The organism is Geitlerinema sp. PCC 7407 (genome assembly GCF_000317045.1).
In the GTDB taxonomy this organism is placed as follows: domain Bacteria; phylum Cyanobacteriota; class Cyanobacteriia; order PCC-7407; family PCC-7407; genus PCC-7407.
The window spans coordinates 3,078,288-3,096,277 of sequence record NC_019703.1 but is presented as its reverse complement, the minus strand read 5'-3'; the positions used below and the strand labels follow the sequence as shown (position 1 = coordinate 3,096,277).

Annotated in this window: 14 protein-coding genes and 1 tRNA gene; 11 read left to right on the top strand and 4 right to left on the bottom strand. The window is 55.5% G+C overall.

Going from position 1 to position 17,990, the window contains the following annotated elements:
* The first annotated feature begins 2 nt into the window (after positions 1–2).
* The 4 genes from GEI7407_RS20275 (at position 3) to GEI7407_RS12575 (ending at position 4,908) form a co-directional block, all read left to right on the top strand.
* Positions 3–308, top strand: coding sequence for a YlxR family protein (locus GEI7407_RS20275; RefSeq protein WP_015172566.1), 306 nt, complete (start codon positions 3–5; stop codon positions 306–308).
* Between the two features lie 316 nt (positions 309–624).
* Positions 625–3,645 (top strand): translation initiation factor IF-2, encoded by a 3,021-nt coding sequence (infB, locus tag GEI7407_RS12585; RefSeq protein ID WP_015172565.1) that lies wholly within the window; start codon positions 625–627, stop codon positions 3,643–3,645.
* A 62-nt stretch (positions 3,646–3,707) separates the two neighbouring features.
* Positions 3,708–4,400, top strand: a complete 693-nt coding sequence (locus GEI7407_RS12580; RefSeq protein WP_051030865.1) for a low-complexity tail membrane protein — start codon at positions 3,708–3,710, stop codon at positions 4,398–4,400.
* Positions 4,401–4,707: 307 nt separating this feature from the next.
* Complete coding sequence (locus GEI7407_RS12575; protein ID WP_015172563.1) at positions 4,708–4,908, top strand: hypothetical protein; 201 nt, start codon at positions 4,708–4,710, stop codon at positions 4,906–4,908.
* 118 nt (positions 4,909–5,026) lie between these two features.
* Here the strand turns inward: GEI7407_RS12575 and GEI7407_RS12570 are convergent, their stop codons facing one another.
* Positions 5,027–5,515 carry an alpha/beta hydrolase gene (locus GEI7407_RS12570; protein ID WP_223294427.1) on the bottom strand — a complete coding sequence of 163 codons (489 nt, stop codon included), beginning with the start codon at positions 5,513–5,515 and terminating at the stop codon, positions 5,027–5,029.
* A gap of 497 nt (positions 5,516–6,012) precedes the next feature.
* On the opposite strand from GEI7407_RS12570, the gene GEI7407_RS12565 reads away from it, so the two are divergent.
* Positions 6,013–7,671 carry a DUF1565 domain-containing protein gene (locus GEI7407_RS12565; protein ID WP_015172561.1) on the top strand — a complete coding sequence of 553 codons (1,659 nt, stop codon included), beginning with the start codon at positions 6,013–6,015 and terminating at the stop codon, positions 7,669–7,671.
* Between the two features lie 267 nt (positions 7,672–7,938).
* Here the strand turns inward: GEI7407_RS12565 and GEI7407_RS12560 are convergent, their stop codons facing one another.
* A complete protein-coding gene (locus GEI7407_RS12560; RefSeq protein ID WP_015172560.1) occupies positions 7,939–8,244 on the bottom strand; it encodes a DUF3493 domain-containing protein in 306 nt (101 codons plus the stop codon).
* Positions 8,245–8,340: 96 nt separating this feature from the next.
* Here GEI7407_RS12560 and GEI7407_RS12555 point away from each other — a divergent pair.
* A tRNA-Thr gene (locus GEI7407_RS12555) sits at positions 8,341–8,412 on the top strand.
* Positions 8,413–8,743: 331 nt separating this feature from the next.
* On the opposite strand, the gene GEI7407_RS12550 is transcribed toward GEI7407_RS12555, so the two are convergent.
* Positions 8,744–9,871 carry an HNH endonuclease gene (locus tag GEI7407_RS12550; RefSeq protein WP_015172559.1) on the bottom strand — a complete coding sequence of 376 codons (1,128 nt, stop codon included), beginning with the start codon at positions 9,869–9,871 and terminating at the stop codon, positions 8,744–8,746.
* A gap of 405 nt (positions 9,872–10,276) precedes the next feature.
* On the opposite strand from GEI7407_RS12550, the gene GEI7407_RS21395 reads away from it, so the two are divergent.
* Both GEI7407_RS21395 and GEI7407_RS12540 read left to right on the top strand, forming a co-directional pair.
* The gene (locus tag GEI7407_RS21395) at positions 10,277–12,811 is read left to right on the top strand and encodes an MASE1 domain-containing protein (RefSeq protein WP_015172558.1); all 2,535 of its coding nucleotides are present in this window, start codon (positions 10,277–10,279) and stop codon (positions 12,809–12,811) included.
* On the top strand, positions 12,811–14,145 hold the full coding sequence (locus GEI7407_RS12540) for a sensor histidine kinase (protein WP_015172557.1): 1,335 nt from the start codon (positions 12,811–12,813) through the stop codon (positions 14,143–14,145). Before GEI7407_RS21395 ends, GEI7407_RS12540 begins: the two co-directional genes overlap by 1 nt.
* 219 nt (positions 14,146–14,364) lie before the next feature.
* On the opposite strand, the gene dnaN is transcribed toward GEI7407_RS12540, so the two are convergent.
* Complete coding sequence (gene dnaN, locus GEI7407_RS12535) at positions 14,365–15,510, bottom strand: DNA polymerase III subunit beta (protein WP_015172556.1); 1,146 nt, start codon at positions 15,508–15,510, stop codon at positions 14,365–14,367.
* A gap of 208 nt (positions 15,511–15,718) precedes the next feature.
* On the opposite strand from dnaN, the gene GEI7407_RS12530 reads away from it, so the two are divergent.
* Genes GEI7407_RS12530 through GEI7407_RS12520 form a run of 3 tightly spaced genes read left to right on the top strand, consistent with a single transcriptional unit; the run spans position 15,719 to position 17,989 of the window.
* Positions 15,719–16,723 (top strand): NAD(P)/FAD-dependent oxidoreductase, encoded by a 1,005-nt coding sequence (locus GEI7407_RS12530; RefSeq protein ID WP_015172555.1) that lies wholly within the window; start codon positions 15,719–15,721, stop codon positions 16,721–16,723.
* Entirely contained in the window at positions 16,720–17,268 is a 549-nt protein-coding gene (locus tag GEI7407_RS12525; RefSeq protein ID WP_015172554.1) for an Npun_F5560 family protein, read from the top strand. The genes GEI7407_RS12530 and GEI7407_RS12525 overlap by 4 nt, the downstream gene beginning before the upstream one ends.
* A 16-nt stretch (positions 17,269–17,284) precedes the next feature.
* Positions 17,285–17,989, top strand: coding sequence for a hypothetical protein (locus GEI7407_RS12520; protein ID WP_015172553.1), 705 nt, complete (start codon positions 17,285–17,287; stop codon positions 17,987–17,989).
* The last annotated feature ends 1 nt before the right edge of the window (position 17,990 follow it).

The following is a 17,990-nucleotide window of genomic DNA, read 5'->3' as shown; positions in this document are numbered from 1 at the left end:
ACGTGCAACCGAACTGCCGCCGCTGCATTAGCTGCCGCACAGCCGGGCCTAAAGTGGCCTTTTGGCGGGTGGTTCGAGTCTATCCGTCCCAGGCGATACAATTAGATGAGGGAATGGGGCGTTCTGCCTACCTTTGCCGAACATCCGACTGCCTGCAGGCGGCGCAGAAAAAAAATCGTCTCCAGCGATCGCTGCGATCGCCGGTACCCCCCGGTATCTACGACGTGCTCTGGGAGCGCCTCCACACTCAGGCCGCCCTAGCAGCGAACCTACCCAACGCACTGAGTAACGAGGACACAACGCGTTGAAGCATCTCCAGTCTCGCTAGAGAGCCAACCCATCGCGATCGCCCGCAGGGGGCTCAGCTCTGTTCCTGTCACCCAAAACCACCTGTGACAGAAGGCGATCGCTCCGCGCGTTAACGCAACCTTACACAGCTTTTGGGAGATTCATGCAAGATTAAAAACAGTAGAGTAATTTACGGTGCCGTCATGTTTCTAAACCTGTTCAATCCTTCACAGGATCAGAAGTCTGGCAGCGGTAAATCTCCAGCAGGTGTCACTGTTACTCAAACGGTAAGGCCCTATGTAAAACGGTAACGAACGTTTCGAGAGGGAATCGTGGATGAACAACGGAAAAGTCAGAATTTACGAGCTATCACGGGAACTCAATTTGGATAATAAAGATATTTTGGCGGTTTGCGACCAACTGAATATTGCGGCCAAGAGCCATAGCAGTACCATTAGCGAAGCAGATGCCGAGCGGATTCGGGCATCGGCGGAGAAGCTGGCGGGTAGCCACGCTTCAGCAGTCGCTATCAAACCCAACTCCCCAAGCCACGGCGCTGGAACCATGTCTCAGGAATCAAAGGGTCGTCCTGCGGTCAAGAAGCCTCAAATTCTAGAAGTGCGTCATCGCGAACCGTCAAGTTCACAAGAGTCTGACGACTCCACGTTGAAAGCAGGGCCTGCACCCGTGCGCCCTGCTAGCGTCCAACCCTCTTCGAGACCGACCCCGCCCGTCCGGCCCGCAAAGCCCGCTCCGGCTCGGGACGAAGCAGCCTCCGCTGAGGTCAAAGAATCCGCAGCTCCGGCAACCCCGACTCGCAATGCCGCCTCAGAGGGGCCTGTGACCCCGCCCGTTTCGCGGCCGGCCGTTCGGCAAGTCCGCTCGGCCGCTGAACTCCTTGGTCCCCCGTCGCGGCCCTCGTCTCAGCAAGCCGATGACGACGACCAGGGTATACGGCCATCCCAGGTCGAGCGTCCTATCCTCAAGCGCGATCGCGCAGACCAAGACACAGAAACCCGCGAGGCCAGAACTGGCGAGCCCCGGCGTCGCGAAGGCGGACGGCCTCCTGAGCGAACCGATCGCTCCACCAGCAGCGTCCCTGAACTGCGCCGTCCAACCAAGCCCGTTCGACCCACCCGCTCCACGGGTGAAACGGAAGACGAGGGCGAAGAGATCGCAGTCACCAGCGTGGACGATCAAGATCCCCTGGAGCTCAAGCGGCCCACCCCGCCTCGCCTCAAGCGCGTCGCTGGCAAGAAGCAGCGTGAGGACGACGAGAGCGAAGAATTTGCTGATAAGCCCACCAAAGCAGCACCCAAGAGCAAGCGTCGCCATCAAGAATTTCTGGAAGACGACGAAGAAGACATCGATTCGGACCTCGAGGACGGCCAAGGCGACGGCGCGACCCTGGTGTCTCTATCCCTGATGCGGCCTGCCAAGCCCAAAGCCGAAGGCACCAGCAAGCCCACGGGGACGCACCAGCGCGCTCGCAAGCCGCCCACCCGAAACAGCGGCGACAGCAACCAGCGGAGCTCCCGCCGCGAACAGCGCCAAGAAACCAAGCGCGAAAGACCTACCAAGATCACCCTTTCCAACGAACTCACAGTGCAGGAATTGGCTGATGAGCTCGTTGTAGCAGAAACCGAGGTCGTGAAGATTCTCTTCATGAAGGGCATCATGGCCACGGTTACCCAAACCCTGGACATCCCGACAGCGCGCATCGTGGCTGAGGAGCTAGGAGTTGAGCTAGAGGCTGCTGAGCAAGCGGCCGAAGCTCGCAAGGTCACCGAGATGATCGATGCCAATGACCTCGAGAGCCTCACTCGACGTCCGCCGGTCGTGACCATCATGGGCCACGTTGACCACGGTAAAACGACCCTGCTCGACTCGATCCGCAAGACCAAAGTGGCAGCGGGCGAAGCAGGCGGTATCACCCAGCACATTGGCGCATACCACGTTGATGTGGAGCACGATGGCCGGGTTGAGCAAGTTGTCTTCCTGGATACGCCCGGTCACGAAGCCTTCACCTCCATGCGGGCTCGAGGTGCGCGCGTCACCGATATTGCCATTCTGGTGGTGGCCGCCGATGACGGTGTGCGTCCCCAGACGATCGAGGCCATCAGCCACGCCAAGGCGGCTGAGGTGCCCATCGTGGTCGCGGTCAACAAGATCGACAAAGAATCGGCTCAGCCGGACCGCGTGAAGCAAGAGCTGATGGAATACGGTCTGGTACCTGAGGAGTGGGGTGGAGACACCATTGTGGTGCCGGTGAGCGCCCTCAATGGCGAAAATCTCGACACCCTGCTGGAAATGATCCTGCTGGTGGCCGAGGTCGAAGATCTCCAAGCCAACTCCGACCGGGCGGCCCGCGGAACGGTCATTGAGGCGAATCTTGACAAGGCTCGAGGCCCTGTGGCGACCCTTCTGGTCCAGAACGGTACCCTGCGCGTTGGCGATATTCTGGTTGTGGGCTCGGTCTTCGGTAAGGTCCGGGCGATGGTGAACGATCGCGGTAAGCGCGTGGATATTGCGTCGCCTTCCTTCGCCGTCGAAGTTCTAGGTCTGGGCGAAGTGCCTGCCGCTGGAGACGAGTTCGAAGTCTACCGCGATGAGAAAGAAGCGCGACAAACGGCTTCTAGTCGCGCGGCTCAGCAGCGCCAGTCCCGCTTGCAGCAGACGATGGCTTCTCGCCGGGTGTCCCTCAACAGCTTCTCGGCTCAGGCTCAAGAGGGCGAGTTGAAGGAACTCAACTTGATTCTCAAGGCCGACGTACAGGGCTCGGTCGAGGCTATTCTGGGCGCGCTGCAACAGCTTCCCCAGAAAGAGGTGCAGGTCCGGGTGCTGCTGGCAGCGCCGGGCGAAGTGACCGAAACGGATGTAGATTTGGCGGCGGCTAGTAGCGCGGTCATCATTGGCTTCAACACGACGCTGGCTAGCGGCTCTCGGGCTGCGGCAGATCACGCTGGGGTCGACGTGCGCGAATATGACATCATTTACAACTTGCTGGATGATGTCCAGGCGGCGATGGAAGGGATGCTCGAGCCTGAAATGGTGGAAGAGCCCCTCGGCCAAGTCGAAGTTCGGGCGGTGTTCCCGGTGGGACGTGGAGCTGTGGCGGGCTGCTATGTTCAGTCCGGTAAGGCGATTCGAAACTGCAAGGTTCGGGTCCAGCGCCGCGGCCAGGTGGTCTACGAGGGGAACCTCGATTCTCTGAAGCGGATGAAAGAGGATGTCAAGGAAGTCAACTCTGGCTTTGAGTGTGGCATTGGCATTGACAAGTTCAGCGCTTGGGAGATGGGCGATATCATCGAGACCTTCCGCATGGTCTCGAAGCGTCGGACTCTGTCGATGGCCTAGATAGAGTCAGGGGCAGCTCTTCTAAAGGGCTGCCCTTTTTGATGTTTTGCGTGATGGCGATTATGCGTTCATTCTGGTCAGAACCGTTTTTGTGGATCCATTTGGCGGGACTAGCTGCTGTGCCTTTGGCGCTGGAGGTGGTGTGCCTGGGGCTGGCAGCGGGCGATCCGATTTTGCCGGCGTGGCTAGAGTTTTTGCTGGTGGCTGGTGTGGGAATTGGGCCGGTGCTGCTGATGCAGTGGCTGCGTCCATTTTCGATTTTTAGCGTGCTGGCGGTGTCGCTGAAGCCGGAGCAGCTATCGCTGGATCAACGGCGAATGCTGAGTCTGTTTCGGACGCCAGCAAGTCACGTGGCGGCGATCGCCGCTTCGGTCTTTATGGCGCTGGTGCTCTGGAAGCTCTATCAAATAGCGCCCATCGCCGCGATCGCAACTCCCCTAGCGCCCAAGGACCACGTCGTTGGCCTCGCCGTGGCATCTGTGGCTTTCTTGGGAGCAAACTTGTTTCTCCATGTACCGGTCAGCGTGGTGCGGGTCATGGTGGTTAGCGAATCGGCCTTTAGCGCGACGCAGCCTTACCCACTTGAGCGCATTGACCGCGACTTTCTTTTGCCGGGGCTGCGGGTGAATCAGATCTTGCCGACGTTTGCGCAGGAGGCTGGACAAGTTGCAGCTGCTCCACCGACGGCGGCCAAGCGAAGTGCTGAGGAGATGGCGCCCCCGGATGCTTCCTCGTCTTCGCCAGAGCAGGAGTGAGGCAAGACGAGCGGACCCGCGATTTTCCAGCCAAACTTTTGCGAGAAGTTTGGAAAAAATAGTCTGCAATTTTGTTCAAGTTTTTGCCAATTGTGTCATCCTTGCTACAGAAAGCAGTTTTTTCCAAAATTTCTACGGTACTTTCCGGGAAACGTTGTCTGCGTAACCAGACAGCGTAAAATTTTTACGCCTACAATGGAGAGGACAAAGCGTCGGGTTGGCAGCACGCTCTAGAAGAGGTGCTTGGGAAGGACCGCATTCACCTGACGCCAATCGGCGAGACTGTATCACGATTGTTGAGGTGTCTATGAGCCTTTTTTCTTCTCCCGCTATTGGCCAGTTTTCTGAGGATTCTCAAATTTGGGAAAGCCTGAAAAGCGCGATCGCCTCTAGCTCTGGCTTCCAGCGCTGGCAGATGGAGCGCCAAAGCAATGGCAACCGTCAGAACTCTCTGGACCAGCAGGTCCGCCGCTACCTGCGAGAAACGCTGGAGACCCTGGCTTACTAGGCAGGAGCGATGCCTGAATGGCGATCGCGTGGCAAAGTTTGACAATTTTTGGATTCATCTTTTGGATTCATCGAAATGGGGGCCTTGGTGCCCCCATTTATTTTGGAAGTGGTGCGGCTCAAAAGGGGAGCTTGTTGAGCAGATCAACGCCGGGCAGCTGGCCGCTGAGGACCTGAAGCTGACGGTAAGCGTCCACTAGGCGATCGCCCTCAACCTGCACTTCCTGGGTTGGGTACTTTTGGATCACCTCGATCAGGCTCACTTGGCCGTCATCGGCTGCGGCTAAGACGAGCGCACCCCGCAACGCCTGGCGATCGCCCCGTCCCGATGGCGTATGGATCACCGTAGACATCTCGTCGAGCACCAAATTTCCTGCCCGGCTGTTCAGCAAGCGGTCAGCGAGGAGCGGATTGACCTTCACCGTGCGCGATAACGCTTTGCGCACCTCGGCGGGATTTTGGCCTGCGAGGCTCAAATTGGTGCGTAAACCGGACGAAAGCTCACCGTGCTCCGCTAGAGCCGTCAAATCTGCCACGGAGACCGTTTCTCGCAAAATGCTGTACTTGAGCAGAACCTGCTCAGCGGCGATCGCCCGCCCTGTTGCCATCCAAGCCACTAGACCGGCGATGCCCAGTGCGGGGATAACCCATAGTCCTTTGATTTTTGGTTGTTTGGTTGCTGGTCGTTGCATAGTGCCATCTGCTATCAAAATCTATTGACTCACCGTCCAGAATGAAGGTGCCCTCCTGAGCCGCCAACTGCCTCGGGAAATGTTTTGTTTGTCCGGTTCGATGGGCTCGGCGACCCTCCGGTGGCCCAAAAATCCGGAAAACCTGAGTTTTTGCTAAAAAAATCGAACTTAAGATGACGGTCAGTCCTCAAAATAATTGAATAACGTGAAAACTAGGGTTTGGCACCGTATCTAAGGGCTAACCAGCAGCCAAACGAAAGAGGGTGAGGTGCTTGGCTGAGTTTCTGCTTGGATCTAGGCGCGCTTCGCGGGACATCAACTGCGACAGCCTGCCCTGGACTTCGAACCAAGAGAACGCCACTGCGATGACTCACCCCATTGCCCATACCAATTGCTATACGAGAGAAAAATCGATGACTCATCAGGACCGCGTCTCGCCTCAAGGTCGCATGGCCCGACGACTGGCCCCCGTTAGCTTGCGGGCTGGATTGGTGAGCCTTTTGCTGTTGACGTTGGGAGTTCCGGCGATCGCCAGCAGCTCGCTGCCGACGGCGACCCGCGATCGCCCCACGCCCGCCTCGACCGCCCAAATCCCAGCCTCAGCGCGGGTCCTCTACGTCAACCCAGCTCGGGGTGACGACAGCTCCAGCGCCGGCGGCAGCGAAGCGAATGCCTATCGCACCATCACCTATGCCCTGCGCCAAGCCAGCGCCAACACCGTCATTCAGCTTGCTCCTGGCACCTACAGCCGCGACTCTGGCGAAGTGTTTCCGCTGACCATTCCTGCTGGCGTGATTTTGCGAGGGGATGAGTCTAACAAGGGCCAGACCGTGCTGATCGTAGGGGGAGGCACCTATCTCAGTCCCAGCTGGGGAGGTCAGAGCGTCGCTGTACGCGCAGAGAAGACCGCTTCCGTGCGGGGCGTGACCATTTCCAATACCGCCGATAGCCGCGGAACGGGGCTGTGGGTCGAAGATGGAACCCCCGTTATTCGCAACAACACCTTCACCAACAGTCGCCGTGACGGCATCTTGATTGCCGGTAGCGCAAACCCCACCATCGCGGACAACGTCTTTGTGCGCAACGGCGGCAACGGCCTATCGGTGACCCGCGCGGCCCAGGGACAGATTGAAAACAACGTCTTTCAAAGTACAGGCTTTGGCATTGCCGTTGGCGGCACCTCAGCGCCGAGACTGGCTTCCAACCGGGTGATCGAAAATGTCGACGGTATCTACGTGAACGACAACGCTCGCCCGGTGCTGCGGGGCAACACCATCGAGCGCAACACCCGAGATGGCGTGGTGGCGACCATCAACGCCCAGCCCGATCTGGGCACTGCGGACGATCCAGGCGAAAATATCCTTCGCAACAACGGTCGCTACGATCTGCACAACGCGACCCGCACCAACACGATCGTGGCAGTGGGCAACGACATTAACCGCGATCGCATTGTTGGCAAGGTGGACTTTGTTGCTACCTCGATTCCTTCTTCTGGCTCCTTCAGTGATGTGACGGGCCACTGGGCCGAGGCCTACATTGCCGCTTTGGCTAGCCAAGACATTATTGCCGGTTTCCCCGACGGCACTTTTCGGCCTAGCGAACCGGTGACGCGGGCTCAGTTCGCGGCGATCGTCGCTAAGGCCTTCAATCCGGCTCCCCAGCGGGGCGCGACGACCTTCTCGGACATTCGCTCGGGCTATTGGGCGACCCAGGTGATCCAGACGGCCTACCGGGGCGGTTTCCTGGCGGGCTATCCCGGCAATATCTTCCGGCCTGAGCAGCGCATTCCGCGAGTGCAAATCCTGGTGGCCTTGGCCAATGGCTTGGGGCTCTCGCCCACCAATACCAACGTGCTGTCGGTGTACCAGGATGGGGCGCAGATCCCGTCCTATGCCGTGGGGCCGGTGACCGCAGCCACAGAGCGCCAGCTGGTGGTGAACTACCCAACCGCGACTCAGCTCAACCCCAACCGCGAAGCGACCCGGGCAGAAGTGGCGGCTCTGGTCTACCAAGCGCTGGTGAATGCAGGCAAAGCAGAGCCCATCGACTCGCCCTACGTGGTCAAACCCTAGCGATCGCCCGCGAGACGCGGGCTCACTGACTAGACAACACAAAAGGCCAGGGATCCGAAGATTCCTGGCCTTTCGTAGATATTTATAAGGATTTATCGCTGAAGGTCTTTATATTGGCTGACCTCCTTTTATTGACTGTTATCCTCGCAGGGTTTTCGGGGGTCGGTAGATTTCGTAATGTTTTCTTTGTATTCTTTCCTTGTCTTTCGTGATTTTTCGCAATGAATTGCCGCAAAACTTCAAATTGGCGGCGCTGAAAGCCCCAGGCTAGGGCTTTTTCCGTTTCGCGGCGTTTTTGGGCGATCGCCGCTCCCAGCGCAGCAGCGCGATCATCAGAGCGACCACCCCCACCTGCAGGGCAAAGTTGGGCAGCGCGCTGCTCACGTCCCGCCCCGCCAAGATTTGGGTCAAGAAAATGAAGCTGCCGATGCCTCCGGACGCAGCGAAGGCAACGTAAATAAACTGTCGCAGCCCTTTGTAGGGGGCTGCGGCCTCGGCGCGCAGCCGCTCGAAGGCTTCGGGGTCGCGCTGCTGTAGGCGACGACCCGCAGGGCTCGGATTAGGGTCAGGCATAGCTTGCTGGCAAAATGATTAGATAATCTTCTGGAAACAGCCGCAAAAAAATGGGCGATCGCCCTTTGATGCTGCTATACTAGTTTACCGTTACATGCCGATGTGGCTCAGTGGTAGAGCACTCGATTCGTAATCGAGCGGTCACGGGTTCAAATCCCGTCATCGGCTTTCAAAAACTTACAGAATCAATGATTTAGAGAGCCTCAATCTGTTTGGATATGGCTCTAAGAGTCTCATTTAATAGTACAAACTTTCTATGAATTGGTCATTTTGAGACCATATAAGCCAGTTTTTTGGGGTAAAAAATTCCTTTCTCTGACACTAATGCTGGCTCGAATCCACCCATGATGAGGTCTTAGGTCGATTCCTTGACCTCAACCAGAAACTTCCTGAAGAAGAAGTGCTAGGCGGCAAGCCCGCTGAGAGCAAGCAGAAAAAGGCAGCGAAAAAGTTTGCCAAGCCCAAGAAAGCGGACGACACGCCATTATTCCCAGGCTTTTCATTCTAAAGTCATGCCACCCAGTTCATGTCGGTACCCAAAAGCAACGTATTTTCTCATGAAGTCTTTCATTGAATCGGCTACAACTTCTTTATCGGGGATGCTGCCTTCAGGAACATCTTTGAAGAAGTTCTTAGCGGCTTCGCGTGAAAGAGTACTGACAAAGTCATTTGTTTGTTTGATCGACATCGCTTCCTTAAGATCTACCCATGCTCGATTGATTTCTTGATTGAAGTGTGGCTGTTGCTCAAATAGATCTAAAAGCTCCTGTCTAGAAATGGCAATCTTCATCTCTAGAGCAACCGTCTCATTCTTGACTACATCAAACGTGTATGTAGCGTTGAGAGGGGTGCCATCGTAACGATCTGACAACAGAACGAGAAATTTGAAGGTGCTAAAAAAATCGATATGGGCAAACAAAATACCTTCCGAGGGATCGCCCTTTACATAAAGCGTATGAAAAACCGTAAGATTTTCGCCATCAAGTGCAGTGAAATTATCGGGATAGAAAAAACATACGCAGCTACGGTTTTGTCCATCTTTGATGTAAGGAATTAAGTGGGCGATGGTATCCCGTGTCCCGCCTTGATGGAGATATAACCCAATCGCCATTTTACAGATGGCTCTAAAGGCTTCTTCTCCTCCAACAGTTTCCTCATGATGAACTGGGCTAGTCATATAAGAACCTTGTGGAGCAGCCTCATCCAGTATGGCTTCAACATCTAGGCACGGATATTTTCGCTTCAGTCCCTGTAAAACCTCCCGCATCTGTTTCTTATCTTTAGCAGAAATTGATAGGTGAGGTGCTCCATCAATAGTGGAATTTTGGATGACAGGCTTGATTGAAACTGGCTTGCCTCCCGCACTAATAAAAATTTTCTCTCCTGTGCCTGTAATTGTTACTTTAATTGGGGGATTGGTGCCGCGATCGCGTTTAATATTCAGCAACAAGCCAATAAAATTAAGCTGATTGGACAGTGCTGCATCAATTTTATCAAAGTAAGGAGCACACTCCTGACACAGCAAAGAGTCTGACTTTAGCTTGCCTCCCAGTGAATTTAAAAGAATATGCTCTTTATAACGATTTTCTGATTGAATTTCTGTTTCGCAAATGTAGCACTGTGCCATTTCGAGGCTCCACTTTCGATATTTTGTGCATAGTGTAAATGTTACATACGGTACTTATACTTTAGCCACGGTGATTGCTCTGTTGGAATTTCGCGCAGAATGTTACCTGCGAGTCGCGAGAAATGTAGATCGATTTATTTAGAGGCTCAATAGTCTGGAAAGGCATAGGCATGGTTACCTTGCTGCGTAATCACCCTAAAAAATCCTTTATAATCTCCAGATTTATTCCTTAATTTATCTTTATAGCTCTCGAAGACCCCGTGTTTTTCCTGAGATTTTTTGAGTAAAATCCTCCCTTTGATTACTAAGCGTCATTGGCAGCGATCGCTACATCTCGTCCGAAAGTGGGCACCTTAAAATCAAGAGATCTGTGTTTCCCTTGGCGTGCTGCCTGGACTTGGCTCCATGAACCTGCAAGACTTTTCCCGGCGAATCAAAAAGATTCTGCTCATCCTGTCGATTGCGCTGATCTATTACATCACAGCAAAATTAGGGCAGTTTTTGGCAATTCCCCCTGGCTTTATCACGCCAGTCTATCCGCCCTCTGGTATTGCCCTAGCGATGATCCTGCTTTTGGGATACCAGGTTTGGTGGGGGATCTGGCTGGGAGCTTTTGTGGCGGCGGCGTGGGCACTGTGGGCGAATACCGGCGTTTTGCCCATGGCGGTTATCTCAGGTCTTGGGATTGCCACGGGCTCTGTTTTACAGGCGATCGCCGGAGCGTTTCTCATTCGGCGCCTGATCGGCAATCGCCGAATTTTTACCAACGTCCCCAGCGTGACTCGGTTTACCGGTATCGAAGTTTTGAGCTGTATGGTGAGCCCCACCTTCGGCTCAACCGTGATGTATTTGTGCGGGTTCATCAAGGCCGAAAACTACGTCATTAGCTGGCTGACTTTTTGGCTAGGAGACTTGATTGGGGTTCTGGTGGTTGCGCCGCTGCTGCTCTCTTGGATTGGCAGTCGGTATCAGTCCTTTGAGAAAATCAATTCATCCATTCACCCGAGTCCAAAGGCTTTTGCCCTAGAGACGGGACTGTGGCTTTTGTCATTGCTCAGCATTGGCATGGTGGCCTTTGGGTTTAGCTATCCCGTGGAGTATTTGCTCATCCCGCTGCTGGTTTGGTCGGCGTTTCGGACAGAGCAGCGTTTTACGGCGATCGCCATTGTGTTGGTGTCCGCTCTGGCGATCGCCGGCGCTATTCGCGGCACCAGCTCCTTCAACCGCAGCACCCTCAATGAATCTCTGCTGCTGCTGCAAACCTTCTTAGGGACCGTCACCGTCACGACGTTGATGTTGTCGGCTGTGATCATGGAGCGCGAACAAGCCAAAGAAAGATTGCAGCGCGTCAACGAAGACCTAGAGCTCAAAGTAGAAGAGCGCACCGCCGCCCTCAAGCAGTCCAAGGAAGCAGCAGAAGTCGCGAGCCACGCCAAAAGTGAGTTTTTGGCAAACATGAGTCACGAGCTGCGGACCCCGCTCAACGGCATCTTGGGCTATGCCCAGATCCTCAGCCGCTCCCAAAGCTGGGGCGAAAAAGAGCGCAAAGGCATTGATATTATCTATCAGTGCGGCTCGCACTTACTGACCTTAATTAATGACGTTTTAGACATTTCTAAAATCGAAGCTCGCCGCCTAGAGCTAGAGCCTGCGATCGTTCACCTGCCCGCCCTTTTGCAGGGAATTGCTGAAATTGTTGGCATTCGCGCTAAACAAAAAGAAATTGATTTTGTGTATCTGCCCGATGCAGATTTGCCAGAAGGTATCGAAGCTGACGAAAAGCGCTTGCGGCAAGTGCTGATCAATCTGCTAGGCAACGCAGTTAAGTTCACCGATCACGGCAAAGTTACTTTTAGAGTTCGGCGATTGCAGGCTCCAGAAAATCACGCGTCAAGAAAGGAAATTCAGGCAGAAGATGCCGAAACTTCAACTGTACGCCTGCGCTTTCAAGTGGAAGATACAGGCATCGGCATCGATGCTGAGGCCATAGAGAAGATTTTCCAACCCTTTGAGCAGGTCAGTAACTACAAGCGCAATTCCGAAGGAACTGGCTTGGGACTGGCCATTAGCCAAACGATCGCTCAGATGATGGGCAGCCATATTTCTGTCCAGAGCCAGGTCGGAATAGGCAGCACATTTTCCCTAGAAGTCGAGTTTCCGATCGCGACTGAGTGGCGACAGTCCACCCTGAACGCCAATGGAGAGCGCCTAGAAGGCTACCAAGAAGAACAAAAAACCATTTTAGTGGTTGACGATAAGTGGGAAAATCGATCCGTTATTGTCAACTTACTGGAGCCTTTGGGCTTTGCTGTGATTGAGGCGGAGGATGGAAAAGATGGCTTAGAAAAAGCCTGGAAACATCAACCAGATCTGACTATTACGGATATTCTGATGCCTGTTATGAATGGCTATCAGTTAATTCAAGGGATTCGAGAGTCCGATACGCTCAATTCAATCCCAATTATTGTTTCCTCAGCCTCGGTTTCAAACCTGGAGCAACAGCAGAGTCTAGATGCTGGAGGGAGTGCTTTCTTAGGGAAGCCTGTCGAAGCTGAAAGCCTATTTCGAATGTTGCGTAAGTACCTACAGCTTACTTGGGTTTATCAAGCGCCAGTTTCGGATTTGAAACCAGAAGCGACATTGACTTTACCGGTATCGACCTCTGTGCCGGTGACGAGCCTAGCTCCTGTGGGTCTAGACGCTGTCCCATCGTCAGAGGCTCTAGCGCAGCTACTTGATTTGGCTCAGCAAGGCCGCCTGAAAAGACTCGTGGATCTTGCCCAGGATTTAGTTGTAGAAAATGCCCAATATGCACCTCTGGCAAAGCAGCTCTCTGAGCTGAGCAGAGGGTTTCAGGTCATAAAAATAGAGGAGCTGATTCAGCAATTGCTTAAGCAGGCTGCTGATAAGAAAGCTGCTGAATCGGAGAGAGGTGAATAATGAATAGTCTGCCATTGATTTTGGTTGTTGATGACACGCCAGCGAACTTGGAAGTGGTGGTAGAGGCACTGAGTGATGCTGGTTTTGAGGTGGCGATCGCAACAGATGGAGAGCGCGCGATCAGGCAGGCAACCCTGAGCCAGCCGGACCTGATTTTGCTGGATGTCATGATGCCGATTTTAGACGGCTTTGAAACCTGCCGCCGTCTCAAAGCCTCTTCGGTGACCAGCGATATTCCCGTGATTTTCATGACGGCTTTGTCGGATACGACGGACAAAGTTCGAGGGTTCACTCTGGGAGCAGTTGACTACGTCACGAAGCCGTTTCAAGAGGCAGAGCTGATTGTTCGCGTCACGACTCAGCTCAAATTGCGCCAGCTCAACCAAACCCTAGAGGAGCAAGTAGAGCAGCGCACCGATGAACTGCAAAAAGCGCTGCAACAGCTCCAGCAGTCTCAGGTACAGCTTGTGCAGTCTGAGAAGATGGCGATGCTAGGCCAGCTCGTGGCTGGCGTGGCCCATGAAATCAATAATCCTGTCAACTTTATTCATGGAAATTTAGTCCACGTACAGGAGTATGTAGAAGATTTGCTGACCTTTGCGGAGGTGTATCAGCAGTGCAGTGCAGAAGCGCCAGCGGCCCTTCAATCGGCTGCGGATGATCTGGACTTGGCCTTTGTTCAAGATGATCTCCCCAAGACGCTGGCCTCGATGAAAATTGGCACTCAGCGTATTTGTGAAATTGTGCGATCGCTCCGCAATTTCTCGCGCCTTGACGAGTCTGAGTGCAAAGCCGTCAATGTCCATGAAGGGATTGATAGCACGCTGCTGATCTTGCAGCACCGCCTCAAGGGCACGTCCAATCATCCTGAAATTCAAGTGATTCGCGACTACGCCGCTGTGCCGCCAGTGGAATGCTACGCGAGCTCGCTCAATCAGGTTTTTATGAATATCTTGGCTAACGCGATCGACGCTCTCGAAGAGCAGATGACTCAGCGAACCTATCCTGAGAATCAACAGCGGCCAAGTCAGATCGCGATCCGAACCTCGGTGCTCGAAAATCAGTGGATAAAAATTGCGATCGCCGATAACGGGCCTGGTATTTCTCCGCAGATTCAGCGACGTATCTTTGACCCCTTCTTTACAACCAAGCCTTTGGGCAAAGGCACCGGCATGGGGCTCTCGATCAGCTATCAAATTATTGCTGATAAGCACCAAGGCAAGCTCGAGTGCATTTCGACGCCGGGCGAAAGATCGGAGTTTATTATTCAGATTCCGATTCGGCAGCCAGCCTTGGCAACTGCCGGGGGTCGCAGTGAATCCAGCAACAGCTAAAACACGACGAAACAGGAGATGAGCAATCTTAGAAAATTAGTGTGAAAACCAGGATAAATGCCAATAGTGGCTGACTGTTAGTTTGAGAAAAACGCTATAAATTTCCGCAAAAGCGCTCTGAAAAGTTAGTTTTCAGAGCGCTTTTTGCTCAATAAACTCTTCGGAAGAAAGGCTTTCGGGGGGCGATCGCCCCCCAAAAGATACAGACGACCCATCCGCTTAGCTGCGAATCTGGACCGGCATCACGAGATAGGTCATTTTCATTGCGCCAATGGGCACTAGGACAACGGGGCTAGTCGCCGTATTGACCTGAATCTGGACCTCGGTTGACGGCAAAACCTTGAGGCCGTCGAGCAGATATTTCACATTGAAGGCGATGTCTAGGTCTTCGCCGGTGAGCTGAGCCGGGACGGCTTCCTGGCCGCTGCCCACGTCTTGGGCATCCACCGACACCGTGATCTGCTGCTGAGCCGAGTCTAGGGAAATTTTGACAATATTATTCTTGCGATCGGCCAGCACCGCAATCCGCTCTAGGGCCGAGATCAGCGATCGCCGCTCCACCGTGACTTGGCGAGCAAACTGCTTCGGAATCAGCTGGCGATAGTTGGGATACTGCCCCTCTAGCAAGCGACTGGTCAGGCGCTGGTCCGCCCATTCAAAAACGACCTGTCCCGGCTCCGAGCGAAGGGCGATCGCCTCCGTAGACTGGTGCGCGGCTAGCATCCGCTCCAGCTCCCGCAGGGTTTTCCCCGGGATCGTCACATCCAGCGTCCCTTCCCCTCCCACGATCGTCGCCGCTCCTTCTTCGGAGCTGGTCTGCACCACCGCTAGCCGGTGGCCGTCCGTGGCCGCAAACTCCAGCCCCTCCGCCTGGATCGTCACGTGGACCCCCGTCAGCACCTGCTTGGTCTCATCGGTGCTCGCCGCAAACAGAGCCCCCTTGAGCCCCTCGATCAGCGCCTCCGCCGGCAGCTGGGCCACGTCCCCTTCCTCGATGATCGGCAGCTCCGGAAACTCCTCCGCCCCCATGCCCCGCACCTGATACTTGCCCGAGGCCGACTTGATCGTGACCGTCGCTTCCCCCAGGTCATCATCCAAAACCATCTCTCCGTCGGGCAGGCGCGCCACGATGTCCCCCAGCAGCTTGGCAGGCAGCGTGATCTCTCCCCCCGCCTCAATCTTGGCGGCGAAGCTGGTCCGAATCCCCAGGCTCAAGTCAAAGGCGGTCAGGCTCACGCGCTGGGTGGCCTCATCTGCCGTCAGCTTGACATTGGCAAGTACCGGATGGGCAGGGCGAGACGGGACAGCGCGGCTGACCAAAGAAAGGTGAGTACTAAGATCGCTTTGGGTACAGGCGAGTTTCATGGCGGTCTGCTGAATGAGGCGTTTAATAGACTACAGCAATTCTTGGCTAGGAGCGATCGCCCCTTGTCAGGAGCACTTCGCAAGCTTCCGTACCCCTAACCCATCCTCCGGAAGCGCTTGCCCAGATGATCGCTGCCCGCGAAAGCTAGCATTGATTAACACTCGATTCATCTAAGCAAACCCGCACTCCATCCACTCCAGAGACATCATGAAGCTGGCAAAAAAGAATCTCGATCAGCGCCTCGATCACACCTATGACGTCATTATCGTCGGTGGGGGGGCCGCTGGCCTCTCCGCTGCCATCTACCTCCAGCGCTATCGGCTTTCCTGCCTGGTCATCGAAAAAGGCCGGGGCCGCTCCTTTTGGATGCAGGACCTGCGCAACTACCTGGGCCTCGACTCCACAACACCCGGACGCGCTCTCCAGCAGCAGGGCCTCGATCATGCCCTATCCCTAGGCGCTGACCACCTGCGCGCCTACGTGGAAGACATCCAAGACGAAGGAGAAACCTTCGCCGTCAAGGTCAAAGTGGGCAAACAGGACAGCGTTTATCCCACCTTTCGATCGCGCTACGTGATCGCGGCTAGCGGCATCATCGATCGCCTGCCCCAGCTTGAGGATATGCAAAATGTCTTTGACTTTGCGGGCTACACCCTGCACGTCTGTATGATCTGCGACGGCTACGAAATGGCCGATCAAAAGTGTGGCCTGTTCGTCGGGTCAGAAGGGGCGATCAACACCGCTTTTGTCATGAACTGGTTTACGCCCTACCTCACCGTGTTTACCCAGGGCCTGTGTGAGGTGAGTGCCGAAATGCGCCAAAAGCTGCAAGAGCATGGCTACCCCCTGGTCGAAACCCCGATCCGGCGCTTCCTGGGCGAAAATCACCAGCTCAGCGGCGTAGAGCTGACCGACGGCTCGGTGGTGGAGCTGCAAACCGGCCTGGTGGCCATGGGCTCGGAATATCACAATAAATATCTGGAAAGCCTGAATTTGACCAAGCAAGGGGAGAATATCGTGACGGATGAAATGTGCCGTACGTCTCATTCTCGGGTCTTTGCGGTGGGAGATCTAAAAGTCGGTCTCAATCAGGTGTCAATCGCGGTTGCAGATGGTACATTAGCTGCAACGGCAATATGGCGAGACATTCGGCGCGCTTCATCTCCCCGCCGTTGGGAAGAAAACCTTACTACGGGAGCTGCGAAATCGTGACTCAAACTGACCTTTCAAGTTTTCAGGATCTCCAATCTCAGGTCGTGAACCTGCGGGAAGAACTGCAAATGCGCGACCAGCTCGTGCAGCAGCTGTCCCAGGAGCTGTTTCGCTTGGTGAAGGGCAACACCGGGTTCATGCCGACGCCGGAGGTGTCCGAAAAGCACCAGGCTGAGATGCGGGCGCTGCGGGAGCAGCTGCAGGGCGTCGAGCAGCAGGTGTCTTTCTACCAAGAACAGATTTCCAGCCGCGACTCTGAGATCTATCAGCTGCGGCAAACGGTGCAGGAGCTGACCGATCGCTCCCGGATGCTGGAGCAGGTGGTGCAGGAGCTGCCGAAGGTGTACCGCCAGAAGTTTGCGGAGCGCATGGCACCGATCAAGGAGAAGGTGGCGGCGATCCAGCAGGAAAACCGGAAGCTCCACGCGGAGCTGCAGAGCGTGAGCTATCGCCTGGCGGTGCGCAATCGTCGGGCTGGCAGCCTCGATTTGCCGAGCTTCCCCCGAGGCGCGATGCCCAATGTGCCGACCTTCAGCGACGTCTAGGTGATTTTCGGAGCATATGCGGGTTGCGATCGCCGTTGATGGGGCTGTCGATGAGACCGGTGAGCCACGAGAGGCTACCCCGGCGCTCATCCAGTCCATTCGTGCCCTCCGGCAGGCGATCGCCTCCTCGAACTTCGATGGGGACGGCCCAGGCGGCCAAGAGGCCAGCGTAACCGTGGTTTCGGCCACGGCGCTGAGTCCGGAGGCGATCGCCCCGAAGACGCTACTGGTCCCCCTGACCCTCGATCTCCCAGAAACGCTTCACTTCCCCGAAAAAACGATTTACGCCACTTGCCGTGATGTCCCACTGCTGCGCCAGCGCGTTCAGCAGTGGGACTTTTTGGTAGGAGAAGGCCAGTATTGGCTGCCCGTTGTCCAGACGGCCAAGGGGCCGCTGTACGCCGAGGCGATCGCGCCCGCGGCCCCGACCGGCTACTGCCAGCCCCTCCACCTGGCCGATTACCAGCGTCAGCCCCTCTACCGCCTGAGCCAGCGGCTGCTGTCGTCTTTGGCCGCGCCTCCGGCGGTTTATTTGCTTCAGTTTGGCTACCAGGGCGATCGCTGGTGGTTTGACCGCTTGTGGCCCTTTCCGGCGCCGCCCGCGATCGCTAGCCTGAGCTGCCAAGCGCCGAATCTGTTCAGCTGCCACTGGCACTGCCTGCGGGGGCAGCCGCTGCGCGACATCGTCATTCGGCCGCCCGTGGACCACGTTTTGCTCTAGT